This is a genomic window from Pseudomonas sp. Seg1, assembly GCF_018326005.1.
Taxonomy (GTDB): domain Bacteria; phylum Pseudomonadota; class Gammaproteobacteria; order Pseudomonadales; family Pseudomonadaceae; genus Aquipseudomonas.
Genome location: NZ_AP021903.1, coordinates 1483398 through 1497229 on the forward strand (window position 1 = coordinate 1483398; position 13832 = coordinate 1497229).

Annotated in this window: 13 protein-coding genes; 7 read left to right on the plus strand and 6 right to left on the minus strand. The window is 61.1% G+C overall.

What is annotated here, in order from left to right:
- Positions 1–73: 73 nt before the first annotated feature.
- Entirely contained in the window at positions 74–2524 is a 2451-nt protein-coding gene (locus KI231_RS06480) for a penicillin acylase family protein (protein ID WP_213027750.1), read from the minus strand.
- A 335-nt stretch (positions 2525–2859) separates the two neighbouring features.
- On the opposite strand from KI231_RS06480, the gene KI231_RS06485 reads away from it, so the two are divergent.
- Complete coding sequence (locus KI231_RS06485; protein ID WP_213027751.1) at positions 2860–3417, plus strand: cysteine hydrolase family protein; 558 nt, start codon at positions 2860–2862, stop codon at positions 3415–3417.
- 242 nt (positions 3418–3659) lie between these two features.
- Here the strand turns inward: KI231_RS06485 and KI231_RS06490 are convergent, their stop codons facing one another.
- The 4 genes from KI231_RS06490 to KI231_RS06505 form a co-directional block, all read right to left on the minus strand.
- Entirely contained in the window at positions 3660–3863 is a 204-nt protein-coding gene (locus KI231_RS06490; RefSeq protein ID WP_003198420.1) for an SEC-C metal-binding domain-containing protein, read from the minus strand.
- Positions 3860–4354, minus strand: coding sequence for an LEA/WHy family protein (locus tag KI231_RS06495; RefSeq protein WP_213027752.1), 495 nt, complete (start codon positions 4352–4354; stop codon positions 3860–3862). Before KI231_RS06495 ends, KI231_RS06490 begins: the two co-directional genes overlap by 4 nt.
- A gap of 113 nt (positions 4355–4467) precedes the next feature.
- Complete coding sequence (locus tag KI231_RS06500; RefSeq protein WP_213027753.1) at positions 4468–4944, minus strand: YchJ family protein; 477 nt, start codon at positions 4942–4944, stop codon at positions 4468–4470.
- A 4-nt stretch (positions 4945–4948) separates the two neighbouring features.
- Positions 4949–5446, minus strand: coding sequence for a DUF6231 family protein (locus KI231_RS06505; protein ID WP_213027754.1), 498 nt, complete (start codon positions 5444–5446; stop codon positions 4949–4951).
- A 199-nt stretch (positions 5447–5645) separates the two neighbouring features.
- On the opposite strand from KI231_RS06505, the gene KI231_RS06510 reads away from it, so the two are divergent.
- From KI231_RS06510 to KI231_RS06525, 4 genes are all read left to right on the plus strand, one after another.
- Positions 5646–6341 (plus strand): PA1041 family peptidoglycan-binding anchor lipoprotein, encoded by a 696-nt coding sequence (locus KI231_RS06510; RefSeq protein WP_103306591.1) that lies wholly within the window; start codon positions 5646–5648, stop codon positions 6339–6341.
- 89 nt (positions 6342–6430) lie between these two features.
- Positions 6431–7153 (plus strand): PA1041 family peptidoglycan-binding anchor lipoprotein, encoded by a 723-nt coding sequence (locus KI231_RS06515; protein ID WP_213027755.1) that lies wholly within the window; start codon positions 6431–6433, stop codon positions 7151–7153.
- Positions 7154–7314: 161 nt separating this feature from the next.
- Positions 7315–7596 (plus strand): DUF1145 domain-containing protein, encoded by a 282-nt coding sequence (locus KI231_RS06520; RefSeq protein ID WP_103306593.1) that lies wholly within the window; start codon positions 7315–7317, stop codon positions 7594–7596.
- On the plus strand, positions 7589–8347 hold the full coding sequence (locus tag KI231_RS06525; protein WP_103306594.1) for a hypothetical protein: 759 nt from the start codon (positions 7589–7591) through the stop codon (positions 8345–8347). Before KI231_RS06520 ends, KI231_RS06525 begins: the two co-directional genes overlap by 8 nt.
- A gap of 154 nt (positions 8348–8501) precedes the next feature.
- On the opposite strand, the gene KI231_RS06530 is transcribed toward KI231_RS06525, so the two are convergent.
- Positions 8502–8966 (minus strand): DUF2269 family protein, encoded by a 465-nt coding sequence (locus KI231_RS06530; protein ID WP_103306595.1) that lies wholly within the window; start codon positions 8964–8966, stop codon positions 8502–8504.
- Between the two features lie 98 nt (positions 8967–9064).
- Here KI231_RS06530 and dinG point away from each other — a divergent pair, with 98 nt between their 5' ends.
- Positions 9065–11209: an ATP-dependent DNA helicase DinG gene (dinG, locus tag KI231_RS06535; RefSeq protein ID WP_213027756.1), complete on the plus strand. Its 2145-nt coding sequence runs from the start codon at positions 9065–9067 to the stop codon at positions 11207–11209.
- A 93-nt stretch (positions 11210–11302) separates the two neighbouring features.
- Positions 11303–13798 carry a beta-galactosidase gene (locus tag KI231_RS06540; RefSeq protein WP_213027757.1) on the plus strand — a complete coding sequence of 832 codons (2496 nt, stop codon included), beginning with the start codon at positions 11303–11305 and terminating at the stop codon, positions 13796–13798.
- Positions 13799–13832: the final 34 nt, after the last annotated feature.

Genomic DNA, 13832 nt, shown 5'->3' on the forward strand with positions numbered 1-13832 from the left:
GCTCTGCGTCCAGTGACGCGGAGCGCCACGGGCTGCATTCCCACGCGGAGCGTGGGAACGATCAACGTGGGGGCTACTTGCCGGGAGTCAGGGTCAGACGGTTTTTGCCATACACCCGATCAAAGTTCTGCGGCTGCATCGGCAAGCCGATGTATTGCCCTTTCAACCACTGATCAATGCCATTGAGGTAATTCGGGCTGACCGGATTCCCCGACTGCCCCGTACCGTTCTGCCCCATCAGCGGTTCAGCTTGACCGAAGTCGACGATAAAGCGCATCGATGGCGCACGCGTAGTGGTGAAATCCTGACCCCAGGCAAACGCTGCGGTGTTCAACGTCGTGTGATCGCCACCCGCCGCCAGTGGTCCACGAACGGTCTGACCATTGCTGTTTTTCCAGGTGTAGCTGTGCAGTTTGCCCCACTGCCAGGCTTTGTGATCGCCGCCCAACTGACTGTCGCCAGCACTGATGGCTGCCGCAAAACTGCGGGCGAGAATCACAGCCTTGTCTTCTTTCTGCGGCGTACGGATGTCGTCCCAGAACGGACTGTCTTCGCGTCCCAGCAGATGATCGGCTTGCGCTGCGTAGGACAAATCACCGTTGGCAATAAACGCTTTCCACGCCGGGCTGGATTCCGGGCCGAGTTCGTCGAGGAAGATCTGCTTCATGCTTTCTTGCAGGAACAGTTCATAGATCGCTGCATCCGCCGAAGTCGGGCTAAGCTTGCCGTCGAACGCCATCAAGCGGGTGAACGCCTCGCGAGCCTTGCTGCGATCGGTTTCCGGCAATGCATCGATTGCCTGTTTCAGCGGCTGCTTCATGCCCGGTGCTTCGAAGACTTTCTTCAGCTTGGCGGCGAAAGTCGTGGTCTGGTCGTACTGCATGGCGATCACGCTGCGGCTGTCATGTTTGCCGCTGCCAGCCAGTTCCGCCAGACGCTCGCCACGTTCCGGCGCGGCCCAGGAGTTGGACAGTTGCATGCCGTAACCGTGAGGGATGACGCGCTGGTTGGCGGTGCCGAGCCAGCCTTGCGCCGGATCCTGATCGTAGGGGTGCAGCATCGGGTCGGCGTAACCGTCCCAGTCGTAACGACCTTCCCAGCCCGGCGACGGCAGCAAGCCTTCGCCTTCACGACGATTGGGGAAACGTCCGGTGACTTGCCAGCCGATATTGCTGGCATCGGCGAAGACCAGGTTCAGGGCGATGGCGCGGATCTCGCGGCTCGCGTCCGAGGCGCGTTCAACATTCTGCGCTCGGCTCAGATCAAAAAACGCGTCCAGGGATTTGTCGTCGGTGAAGCTCGGTGTTTGCAGGGCCAGACCAAAACCGTTGCCTTGCGCCGCAGCCTGAGCACTGTTGAGCAACGCGCCGTGGCGGGTTTCGTACACCGCTTCGCGAATCGGCCGCTGGCCTTTGACGAAATAGGTTTCGTTGCGCACGCCCAGCGGCTGCCATTTGCCGTTGACCTCGTAAGTCAGGCTGCTGCCCTGACGGCGGATTTTTTCCAGGAACAGGTCCTGGTTATCGCCGAGCACGCTGGTCATGCTCCAGGCCACTTTGCCGTTGAAACCACCCAGCACCATTGGCAAACCGGCGACGGTCACACCTGCCGCCTGATACTTCGGCGCGCGGATCTGCACGAAACTCCATAGCGACGGCGCGGCCAATGGCCCATGGCTGTCGCTGGCGAGCAGGCTCTTGCCGCTGCGACTGCGTTGCGGGGCGATGGCCCAGTTGTTCGAAGACGTGGTGCCGAGCAGGTTCAGCGTCGACAGTTGCTGGCTGGCGTTGCTCAGTTCGTTCAGGCCGGGGATTTGCCCGTTGAGCTTGAGGCCTTGCAGCTTGTCGGCTTCGGCCAGCGGCAGACTCTCGTCCGGCGCGGACGGGGTCAGCCACGCGAGTTTGTCTGTGGTCACGGTTTGCGCGAGCACCAGTGAAGAGATTTCTTCCGGCAGGTTGGCCGACTGGCTGAAATTCAGCAGGGCGAAAATCAGCGCCGAATCTTCCGGTTTCCAGTATTCAGGCTTGTAGCCACTTGTGGCCAGGTCGCCCGGCAACTTGTCGGCGTAGCGGAACAGGTAGGCGTTGACGCCCCGGGCATAGACTTCGAAAAAGCGTTTCAGCCGTGGCGACGAAGCCTTGTAAAGTTCGGCGGCGCTTTTCTTCAGATTGACGGCGCGCATGTAGCGGTCGGCGTCGAGCATCGAGGCGCCAGACATTTCCGCCAGACGGCCCTGAGCCAGCAGGCGCAGGGTGACCATCTGGTTGATGCGGTCGCTGGCGTGGACGTAACCGAGGGTGAACAGCGCGTCGTGGAAGCTGTTGCTTTCGATCAACGGCATGCCCATGGCGTTGCGGCGTACCGAAACGTTCTGCGCCAGGCCCTTGAGCGGTTGCACGCCGGAGGTGGGCGGGAGGGTGTCCTGAGCGTTCCAGGTCTGGCAACCGGACAGGCTCAAAACACCGGTCACTGCTGCGGCAACGCCGAACCGGGGAAGAAAATGTGTAAGGGCTGGCGAGGCCATGGCAAAGCTCCTGCGGGGGTGTAGAGGCTGGGGGCGCAATAAAGCCGCTACGTTAGTGAGCAGGAGGGGGCCGCGCAAGCGGGGCGAGCGGTTATTTCTCGATTTGCCTGACCAACTGCAAATCTTCAGGGATAACCGGGTTTTTGTGGCGAGGGAGCTTGCTCCCGCTGGAGTGCGAAGCACTCCCAGACCCTGTGCCGCCATTTATCAAAAAAATGCGTTGTCTGGACTTGCGACTGCTGCGCAGCCGAGCGGGAGCAAGCGCCCTCGCCGCAACATCTCAACTCCACGCGTAAACTGCGGCACATTCAATGACTTTGCGTGAGGAGACCGCCATGGAACTTGAGGCCAACGCTGCACTGATCATCATCGACCAGCAAAAAGGCATCCTGCACCCCCGCTTGGGGCGGCGTAACAATCCGCAGGCTGAGGAGCGAATCCTCGATCTGCTGGGGCTTTGGCGGCACAGCGAGCGGCCGGTCATCCATGTGCAGCATCTATCCCGTGAACCGGACTCGGTGTTCTGGCCCGAACAGGAAGGGGTGGAGTTTCAGCAAAGGTTTTTGCCCCGGGACGGTGAGTGGCTGATCCAGAAACAAGTGCCGGATGCGTTCTGTGCCACCGGGCTTGCGGCGCGGTTGCGTGAGGCGGGGATCGGGCAATTGGTCATCGTCGGCGTGGCGACCCACAACTCGGTGGAGGCCACGGCGCGCACGGCAGGCAATCTGGGATTCGCTGCGTGGGTGGCGGAGGATGCGTGCTTCACCTTCGACAAGGCCGATTACTTCGGCACGTTGCGTACGGCTGAAGACGTGCACGGGATGTCGCTGGGGAATTTGCATGGGGAGTATGCGACGGTGGTCAGTTCGGCGCGGATTCTGGCGGCAGGCTGAAAAGCTTTCATTGAATGTGCCGGCCCCTTCGCGAGCAGGCTCGCTCCCATATTGCTGAAACACCGGCCATTGTGGGAGCTGGCTTGCCAGCGATAGCGGGGTGACAGGCGCCAGCAATGTTGAAGGTGCCGGCTTCATTGCTGACAAGCCAACTCCCACAGGAATCACGGTGCATTCAAATGTGGGAGCGAGCCTGCTCGCGAAGGCGGTGTGTCAGGCGAAGAGGTTCTTCGCCCAAGGCATCAAGCGCCGTGGCACTTTTTGAATTTCTTGCCGTTGCCGCATGGGCAAGGGTCGTTGCGGCCGACGTCTTTCAGGGCGTTGCGCACCGGTTCCTGGTGGGCGTGGCCGCAGTTCGGGCCGTGGACATGGCCGTGATCGTGATCGTGGTGATGGTCATGATCGTGGTTGCAGTCAGGGCCATGGACATGAGGTTGCTGAGTCATCGGTGTTGCTCCGGAATTAAATCGGCCGGGATTATCACGCTATTGCGCTCAAGGTGCACGTAGTGGGCGATGAATAAACCGGTTTCCATTTCGCCTTGTAACCGATAGGGAATCTGCTGATTTGGACTTTTCAGCATTTTCACCACCTCTTTCACCTGCGGCCACAGATTGGTGCGAATCGGCACCTTATAAAAGGCGCTGCGCTTCGGCCCGACGGTGATCCAGTGTTCATACTCGCCTTCGGCCAGCAGCATGTCGGCCAGATGAATGCGGTACTCCAGACCGCGCACGGTCAAGTCGCTGTCGTTGGGGTTGTCGATGCGAAAGTGCAGGATGAATTTCTGCTCGAGCAGTTTGGCCCGTACCACTTCGACTTTCACCAGGTGCACGGCGGGGTCGCGGGTGTCGTCGCTGAACCATGAGGCGCAGCCGCTGAGCCCGAGAAACAGGCAAAGGGCGAGCGATTGCAGTGCGCGTCGTTGAGCAAACATGGAGCAGCTCCTTTTGTTGCTCAGTCTAGCCGTAAAAGATCGCAGCCTTCGGCAGCTCCTACATGTGAACCCATTCCAATGTAGTAGCTGCCGAAGGCTGCGAGCTTTTGATCTCAAGCGCCAAAGTAACCCGCGCAGCACTTCTTGAATTTCTGCCCACTGGCACATGGGCAACTGTCGTTGCGCCCCAGCTTCAACTGCACGGTCGGATCAATGAAGTACCAGCGGCCGGCGTTCTGCACAAACGATGAGCGCTCACGGTGGCTGTGTTCGCCCTGGGCGTCGTGCCAGCGCGCAGTGAAGGTGACGAAGGCGTGTTCCGGCTGGCCGCCGAAGACTTCCGAACTTTCGACCTCTAGGCCGAGCCAGGTGCTCTGCGCGCTCCAGGCACTGATCGACTGCCGGTCGAGGCCCGATTGCTGAGCGGGCAGGGTGGTTCCCACCAGATAGTCGATTAACCCGAGCACGTAGGCGCTGTAGCGCGAACGCATCAGGGCTTCGGCACACGGGGCCGGATGGCCCTCGTGATAATGACCGCAGCAGGCATCCAGCAGATTGCCGCTGCCGCAAGGGCAAATGGCTGTACTCATTGCATTACCACCAGTATTTCCCGAAGTTTTCCGGATTGGCCCAGAACCGTGAGTTGAGCCAGTCGGGGACTTGTTTGTAGTCAAGCAGATCGTAGGTAAACAGGGTCAACACCTGTTCGTCACGCTGGAAGCGTTCGCTGGCTTGCAGCGCCAGCGAGTAGAAATCGGTTTCCTGCCAGCCACTGGCCGAAAGGTCTGCCAGCACTGCGATGCGGCTGGCGTTGAGATTGCGAATACCGCCCAGCAGGTTAAGGCCGTCGCGCTTGGGCAAATGCTCCAGGCAGTCGACTACCAGCGCCAGATCGAAACGCCGCGCCGCCAGTTCCGCCGGCAAGGCGCCGGGCGCGGCGTGGGCCACGCACGTGTCTGGATGCGCTTGTTTGAAAGCGCTCAGCGCGGGGAATTCACTGGCGCCGATCAGCAGCAGACGCGCCGGCGCGTAGCGATCCAGCAAAGCGGCCAACGCCTGTTGCGGCGTACGGGAAGAAATGGCGACGTTCATCGAAACTCCTCAATCAGACCGCCAAGACTAGCCTGCCTGACTGCGGCGGCAAAGAGCCCTGCCGCGCAGGTTTGCGACAAATGCGCCAAAGTCCTGTGAACACGGTCGCAAACAGCAGTGGCCTATTGCTGGCGGAGATTAAAACTCCGGTCTTTACTCCCTGAATCGGTTCTAAGCCGATCCCTCAGGAGAAAACCAGATGAGCATAGTTCGGACAGCATTACCTTTGATTCTGCTAACCAGTGTGTTGACTGGTTGCGCAGGTTTGCAGAAAACAGACTGGCCGACCTGTGCGGCGGTCGGTGGTGTTGTCGGTGCCGGCCTCGGCGCGACCGAGAGTTCGGCATGGGCCGGTTATGGCGCGTTGGTGGTCGGTGGTACGGCAGCGGCCTATTGCTGGGTGCACGGTGATGGCGATGAAGACGGCGATGGTGTGCCGGACAGTCGCGACAAGTGCCCGCACACGCCTAAAGGTGTACAGGTCGACGCTGACGGTTGCCCTCCACCAGCCCCTGCGCCAGTGGTTGAAGAGGCTGTAGTGGTCAAGGAAGAAACCATCGTTATTCGTGATGTGCACTTCCAGTTCGACAAAGCCACGCTGACCGGCCCCGACAAGCAAGTGCTCGACAAAGTCGCCACACGCCTGAAACAGGAATCCTCGACCGCACAACTGACCGTGACCGGTCATACCGACAGCGTGGGCAGCGATGCCTACAACAAAAAACTGTCGGACCGTCGTGCGCACTCGGTGGTGGAATACCTGATCCAGCAAGGTGTGCCACGTGCCAGCTTCGTTTCGGTGTCCGGTCTGGGTGAAAGCCAGCCTGTTGCCGATAACAAAACTGCTGACGGTCGTGCGCAAAACCGTCGTACCGAAATCAAAATCGTCCGCTAGGCCTCTCGCATCCGCGGCTTGTGCAGTCGCGGATGCGGGTCTTTACTCCTGTGTAACCGGTATGGGCCGGTGACACAGGAGCTTTCACAATGACTGTTTTCTCAAGGTCCGTCTTGCCGGTGCTGCTGCTAGGCAGCGTGCTCACCGGTTGCGCCACCCACAGCGATGGCACTGCACCCCTCAATCAACGTACGTGGCCGATCTGCAGCCTTATCGGCGGGCTGGTCGGTGGCGGTCTCGGCGCCATCGAAAGTGGCGGCTGGGCCGGTGGCGGCGCGGCGCTGGGGATTCTTACCGGCGGACTGATCTGTTATGCCCAGGACGGCGATGAAGACGGCGACGGCGTATTCGACCGCCGTGACCGTTGCCCCGATACCCCGGCCAACACCCCGGTCGATCACCGTGGCTGTCCACTGCCGCAGTACCCGGTGGCACAGAAACCGGTCGAACCGGCTCCGCAAACCGAAGTCATCACCTTGAGCGATGCCGGCAACGTGCTCTTCGATTTCGACAAGTCTGACCTGACGCCAGCGGCAAAGGCCCAGCTCGATACGTTGATGGACAAACTGCGCAATGCCGACGTGGTGAGCATCAAAGTCATCGGCCATACCGACAGCAAAGGATCGGATGCTTACAACCAGGCGCTTTCTGAACGACGCGCCAGCAGCGTCGCGGCTTATCTGCTGAGTCAGGGCCTGGCGCCGAACAAACTGACCAGTGAAGGGCGTGGCGAAAGCGAGCCGGTGGCGGATAACGCGACCGACGAAGGGCGCGCGCAAAACCGCAGAGTGGAGCTGCACATCAATCGCTAGGATGTGTCTGTAGTCCGCGAGCTAGAGCTGCCGGGGTGATCATCGTCGCTCCGGCAGCCATTTGGCGGCTCGGCAAGGTTTTTTCATTTTTGCCTCTGGCTTATCCCCCGCAGAAGCCGTTACTGTGCGCCCAAAGAATAATTCGCAACACGGGGGAGCGTATGAAAGTGTTCTGGGGGCTGGGGCGGTTATTGACCCTGCTGTTCTGCTGTGTGGTGCTGGCCAATCAGCTTGTACCCTTTGTTCATCCGCTGCATCTGTTGGTCAATCTGGCCGGCGGTCTGCTGTTAACGGTTCATGTGCTCGAAGTGCTGCTGTGCAATCGCAGCCTCAAGGGACGTCCGCACCCTTGGCGTGACCGTGGCCGCATCCTGCTGTTCGGCGTATTCCACCTGCAAACCATCCCGGCCCCGGCCGCTCCGGAGGCTTCTTCCCATGCGTAAACTCTGCTTGCTCGCTGCATTCATCAGCCCATTGGCCTGTGCCCAAGTGGTCAGCGTCGAACCCAACTCCCTTATGCGGTTGCCTAACAACACCGGCACTTTGCAGCTTGAGCGCCTGGACGTGGCCGATTACGGCACCTTGCTGATTCCCGCCAACGTCACTGAACTGAGTGTCGGTGAATTGCGCCTCGGTCACGAAGCTCGGATCGCCATCGTGCCGGGGGCACAGGCGTTGGACATGAAGGTTGCTCGCGCAGAGCTTGGCGAAGGCAGCCAGATCACCGCACGCGGTGCACCGGGCACCTACGAAAAAGCCGCCCGGGCAGGGCGCAATCTGAATCTGCAGTTCAAGGCATTGAACGCGCCGCAACTGTTGGTCGATGCTCGTGGCGGCACCGGTGCGCCTGGTTTTGTCGGACTGGACGGTGGCAACGGTGAAGATCCGGGCTGCACTTATGGCTCGGCCGGGCACGGAGCTGATGGCAGTGACGGCAGTGACGGTCAACCCGGTGCTCCGGGTGGGCTGGTACGCCTTGAAGTGCCGCGTGAGTTTCCGGCGGAGCTGATCAAGGTCAACGTGGCCGGCGGTGCCGGTGGCCCGGCGGGCGTTGGCGGCAAGGCCGGCAAGGGCGGCAAGTCCAAGGGCTGCCTGGTGTATCGCGCCGATGGCGGCAAGAATGGCAAGGCCGGCGCTGATGGTCAGCCTGGACCGGTCGGCGCGGCGGGTGCCGTGACCGTGCAGCGCTTCTAAAGAACAGCAAGGCTCAATTGTGGCGAGGGGATTTATCCCCGATGGACTGCGTAGCAGTCCCCGCTTTTGGATTAAAGAGCGGGGACGCTTCGCGGCCCATCGGGGATAAATCCCCTCGCCACAGCAGTGTTCACAGCTCAAAAAATGCTGTGGCTCAGAACATCGGCCGCGCCGCCGCAATCGCCACCAGCAGCAACCCGACAATCAGATTAATCCCCACCACCCGGCGAATACGCCCGAGCACCGCCGCACCTGTCGGCCAGTCCTTTGCTTCAACCGCTTTGCGCAGCTCTGGCAGCATCAACCCCTGAATCCGGATAAACAGCGCCGTCATCACCACGTATAACCCGATCATCACCTGCACATATTTCGGTGCGGTCTCAAAACCGACCTGCTGCAGATGCAACATGCCTACGCCGCTGATCGGCAAGATGATCACCGCGACCCAGACCCAGCGAAAAAAACCTTGAAACACTTCCACCCACAGTGTCAGGCGGGCAGGGCCGTCGAGGGCCTTCACAGCCGCCGGGCGCAGGACCATCCAGGCGAAAAACATGCCGCCGACCCACACTAGGGCGGAGAGGACATGCAGGGGGTAAACGAGGCTAAAAGGTGTCATTGGGGTACTCCGTTCTGCGCGGGATCGATTCGCGGGGTATGATAGCCGCCGAACCGAACCACTGAAAATTTATCCAGCGTTTTTGCGCCCGACACTCAATGATCAGCACTGAACTCAAAACCACGATCCAGGGCGCCTACTCGCGTTTTCTAGAGGCCAAGAGCCTCAAGCCGCGTTACGGCCAGCGCCTGATGATCGCTGAAATCGCCAAAGTCCTCGGAGATATCGATACCGACGACGAAGGCCGGCGCAGTGGCGACCCCGCGATTGTCGCGGTGGAAGCCGGCACCGGTACCGGTAAAACCGTGGCCTACAGCCTCGCGGCGATCCCTACTGCCAAACTGGCGGGCAAACGTCTGGTGATCGCGACCGCGACCGTCGCGCTGCAAGAGCAGATCGTCTACAAGGATTTGCCCGACCTGATGCGCAACAGCGGGCTGAACTTCAGCTTCGCATTGGCCAAGGGCCGTGGCCGTTACATGTGCCTGTCCAAGCTCGACATGCTGTTGCAGGAAGGTCACGCGCAAACTGCCACGGCCCAGCTGTTCGAAGAGGAAGGCTTCAAGATCGAGGTCGATGAGGCCAGTCAGAAGCTGTTCACCAGCATGATCGAAAAGCTTGCCGGCAATAAATGGGACGGCGACCGCGACAGCTGGCCGAATGCGCTGGAAGACGCCGACTGGGCGCGCCTGACCACCGATCACAGCCAGTGCACCAACCGCCATTGCCCGAACTTCGGCCAGTGCGCCTTCTACAAGGTCCGCGAGGGCATGGGCAAGGTTGACGTGATCGTCACCAACCACGACATGGTTCTGGCTGACCTGGCGCTCGGCGGCGGCGCGGTGTTGCCCGACCCGCGCGACACCATTTACGTGTTCGACGAAGGTCATCACCTGCCGGACAAGGCCATCGGCCACTTCGCCCATTACACACGCCTGCGTTCCACCGCCGACTGGCTGGAAACCACCGCCAAGAACCTCACCAAGTTGCTGGCCCAGCATCCGCTGCCGGGAGATCTCGGCAAGTTGATCGAGCAAGTGCCGGAGCTGGCGCGCGAGATCAAGACCCAGCAGCAGTTCATGTTTACGGCCTGCGAGCAGATTGCCGATTTCAAACCCGGCGAAGACGTCGAGGGCCGTGAGCGGCCTCGCCATCGCTTTGTTGCCGGGGTCATTCCCGAACACATGCGCGAAATGGGCATTGAGCTGAAGAAAGGCTTCGCCCGTCTTAATGACCTGTTCACGCGCCTGACCGACCTGCTCAAGGAAGGCATGGACGGCGAGGTCAACATCGGCATCGCCAGCAATCAGGCCGAAGAGTGGTATCCGCTGTTCGGCAGCCTGTTGTCCCGTGCCTCCGGCAACTGGGAACTATGGACCGCGTTCACCGCCGAAGACCCGGAAGACAGCCCGCCGATGGCGCGCTGGCTGACCCTGGCCGAAAGCGGCTCATTGTTCGACATCGAGGTCAACGCCAGCCCGATCCTCGCCGCCGAAACCTTGCGTCGTAGCCTGTGGAACGTCGCCTACGGCTGTCTGGTGACGTCGGCAACGCTGACCGCGCTGGGCACGTTCGACCGCTTCCGCATGCGTGCCGGCCTGCCGAAAAAAGCCGTCACCGCCGTGGTGCCGAGCCCGTTCCATCACGCTGACGCTGGCGTGTTGCGCGTGCCGGATCTGAAAGCCGACCCGCGCGATGCCGCTGCTCACACCGCCGCGATCATCCGTGAGTTGCCGGATCTGGTCGAAGGTTCGCGCGGCACGCTGGTGCTGTTCTCCTCGCGCAAACAGATGCAAGACGTGTTCGACGGTCTCGACCGCGACTGGCGCAAGCAAGTGTTCATTCAAGGCAACCTGTCGAAACAGGAAACCCTGAACAAGCACAAGGCGCGGGTCGATGGTGGTGATTCCAGCGTGCTGTTCGGTCTCGCCAGTTTTGCCGAGGGTGTCGACTTGCCGGGCGCGTATTGCGAGCACGTAGTGATCGCCAAGATTCCGTTCTCGGTGCCGGACGATCCGGTCGAGGCCGCGCTGTCGGAGTGGATCGAAGCCCGTGGCGGCAATCCGTTCATGGAAATCTCGGTGCCCGATGCCTCGCTGAAGCTGGTTCAGGCCTGCGGGCGTCTGCTGCGTACCGAAGAAGACCGCGGCACCATCACCTTGCTCGACCGGCGCCTGGTCACCCAGCGCTACGGCAAGGCGATCCTCAATGCGTTGCCTCCTTTCCGTCGTGAAATATCCTGAGACACCGGTGGGCAATTTCGCCCGCCGCGCTGTCTATCTCTCTGCCAACGCTTTTCCATTGGCCTTTTGGTCGTTAGGGAGAACTCCGTTCTTATGATCCGCCGTTCGTTGCCTGCCGTGTTTGCCTTGATCTTCGCCGCCCCGTTGCTGGCGGCGCCTGCTGGCCAGCAGACGCTGTTCAACTTTGTCCGTCCCGCCGACGTGGTGAAAATCACCACGGAAAACGCCGACCTGCCGCAAGCCAACGCCGAACAAACCCCTGAGGGTGAAGTGCTGCGCCGGGTGACGTTCAACCCGGTGGCCCGCCCGACGTTGCGCCTGACTCCGCAGACCGGTGCCTGGGACTGGTCGCAGTCCGGAATGATGAGCCTGCGCCTGCAGAGTGCGATGAACTGGGCCGTGACGGTCTATGTGCAGATCCAGAGCAACAATGGCCAGACGCTGACCAGTCGCGTCGACCTGCCGGCCGGCCCGGCGCAAACCTTGCTGGTGCCGTTGGTAGCGGCTACGCCACTGAGCCAGGGCATGAAGGCCGGGCCGCCGATGCCGATGACCGTCGATGGTCAACGCATTTTGCTGGCCAGCAGTAGCGGCGAGATTGATCGAAGCCAAATCGTATCGGTGAGTCTGTCGATGGATCAGCCGAAAGTTGCCCAGAGCCTGCTGCTCGAACGCTTTGGCGTGCAGGACGGCGAGGCGGTCACGCAAGCGGTGTACGGCAATCTGGTCGACGCTTATGGTCAGTCGACCCGCAGCAAATGGCCGGAAAAAATCGCCACTGACGAACAACTCAAATCTGCCGCCGCCAAGGAACAGCAACAGCTGAAAACCTGGCTGGCCGAGCGCGAGAAGTCCTCGCTGGACAAGTTCGGCGGCTGGAGCAAAGGCCCGGCCTTTAAGGCCAGCGGCTTCTTCCGCACGGAAAAACGCGACGGTCGCTGGTATCTGGTGACGCCAGAAGGGCATCCGTTTTACTCCCTCGGCGTCAACACCATCAGCCCCGAGGTCAACCAGACCTACGTGGCGGGTCGCGAACACATGTTCGAATCCCTGCCAAAAACCGGCGAGCCCCTTGCCATTCACTTTGGTGAAGGCGACAACCGTGGCGGCAACGGCGCCGATCAGGGCCGGGGCTACGGCAATGGGCGCTGGTACGACTTCTATGCCGCCAACCTGCAGCGGGTTTACGGCGAGCCCTGCGCGCCGGACAGCGACAGCAAGGCGGGAATCGCTGAAGCGGCCAAGGCTGGCGCGGTGGAAGAAACGGCAGCGAAAGCCGCAGAACCTGTAGCAGGAGCCAGTGAAGCGAAGTCCGGTGTCGCCGAAGCGGCGAAAACCGACGCGGTGGCAACGACTGCTGAAAAAGCTGCCGATCAAACCGTCACGGCTCCGTGCAAAGCCACGGTCGATGAGCAGCAGTGGGCCAGCCATACCCTTGATCGCCTGCAAGCCTGGGGTTTCAACACGATCGGCAACTGGAGTGCCGATGCGCTGGCTGACGCCGACCGCGTGCCGTACACCTTGCCGCTGTCGATCGTCGGCGATTACACCAGCATCAGCACCGGCAGCGACTGGTGGGGCGGCATGCCCGACCCGTTCGATCCGCGTTTCGCCATGGCCACCGAACGCGCCGTGGCCATCGCTGCCCGCGATCATCGCGATGATCCGTGGCTGATCGGCTATTTCGCCGATAACGAACTGGCGTGGGCCGGTCCCGGCGACGATCCGAAATCCCGTTACGCGCTGGCTTACGGCACCTTGAAAATGACCACCGACGTGCCGGCCAAACGCGCGTTTCTCAAGCAATTGCGTGACAAATACCGTAATCAGGCGGGGCTGTCGAAAGCCTGGGGCATCGATCTGCCGGCGTGGGAATTGATGGAAGATCCGGGTTTCGTCCCGCCGCTGCCGAACCCGGAACACCCGGAAATCGAGGCCGACTTCAAATACTTCCAGAAGGTCTTCGCCGACACCTATTTCAAGACCATCTCCGACTCGCTGAAATGGCATGCGCCGAACCAGTTGCTGCTCGGCGGCCGCTTCGCCATCAGCACCCCGGAAGCCGTGGCGTCCTGCGCGCAATATTGCGATGTGCTGAGTTTCAACATGTACACGCTCAAACCGCAGGACGGTTATGACTTTGCCGCTTTGAATGCATTGGACAAACCGGTGCTGATTACCGAGTTCAACTTCGGCTCCACTGATCGCGGCCCGTTCTGGGGTGGTGTGACGCAACTGGCCAAGGAAGAGGATCGCGGCGCGGCGTATGCCAACTTCCTCAAACAGGCCTTGAGTGAACCGTCGATTGTCGGCGTGCACTGGTTCCAGTATCTGGATCAACCGGTGACCGGGCGTCTGCTGGATGGCGAGAACGGGCACTTTGGTTTGGTCGGCGTGACCGATCTGCCGTATCAGGGCTTTGTCGAAACGGTGCGCAAGAGCAATTTGCAGGCGGTTGATCAGCTTGGCAAAGAGGCGGAGAAAGCCGCAGCGGTCGCCGGTCATGAAGCTGAAGGCGGGCGCAAGGGCGAAGCCGGCAAAGGCCCGGGTGCAGGGCATGCGGGTGGGCATTCGGGCAATGGTCACTGACTGACACTGTGGCGAGTGGGCAAGCCCCCTCGCC